The sequence below is a fragment of the Ruegeria sp. O5 genome, assembly GCF_056535105.1.
In genome coordinates this window covers 1-706 of record NZ_JBQERN010000056.1, presented here as the reverse complement: position 1 = coordinate 706, position 706 = coordinate 1, and the positions used below count along the sequence as shown (strand labels likewise).

Genomic DNA, 706 nt, shown 5'->3' with positions numbered 1-706 from the left:
TTCGTCCGTCCGTTTCAGTCCCATAGTTCGTCTCCTTTGCTGCAATAAATGCTATCAAAGGAGCGGCAGCAAACCGCGACACGTCCAATTTGGCTCTAATCAGGCTCTGGCGACAATGCTGTTGATACCCGGCGTCCTATTGGGGCTTTGGCTTGCGCCAAGTCTTGTGCGACTGATCAATGTACGTTTTCTTCGGCTTTTTGTGTTGTCAATCTCTGCAATAAGCGGACTGTTGCTCGTTTTCGGATAGCCGACATTCGTGCATCATGCAGCATTTGGGAGGTATGGGCTTGTCTGTGTGAAAACTCTGACCGCTGGCAAAATACGCCGAAAACACCCTCTACGTACATTCTCTGGGGCTTCTCGGAGAGCTTTTGCACAGACACTTTAAACGAGCGCAACGAGAGAGCTTGTGGGCCGGAGTTTTCACACACTCTCGGCTCACTGCCGACTTTATGGCGACCGCAGCAAGCTCTGCTCCATGTTCAAACTACCTTCGAGGAGCGGCCCATTCCAGTCATTTTCCGAAGATCCACTCCTCTGCAGTGCGACCCGCTAGAACCGCCATTCGCTGAATTTGCATGAATTGATGAAGGGCGAAGGTCGGGAGCACGGGGATAGTGTTGAAGAAGTCGACGTTTGAACTGCCGGTTGGCGAAGCCGAAAGCAGTCGATTTATTCCTCTCAGCCTGTTGGTTCTGGTTGC

1 protein-coding gene is annotated in these 706 nt (G+C 51.8%); it reads right to left on the bottom strand.

Translation table 11 applies throughout. The features are described 5' to 3' along the window. Positions 1-517: 517 nt before the first annotated feature. Positions 518-706 (bottom strand): hypothetical protein (locus tag ACR0M3_RS20055; protein WP_480912426.1); only part of this gene is annotated, 189 nt, incomplete at its 5' end.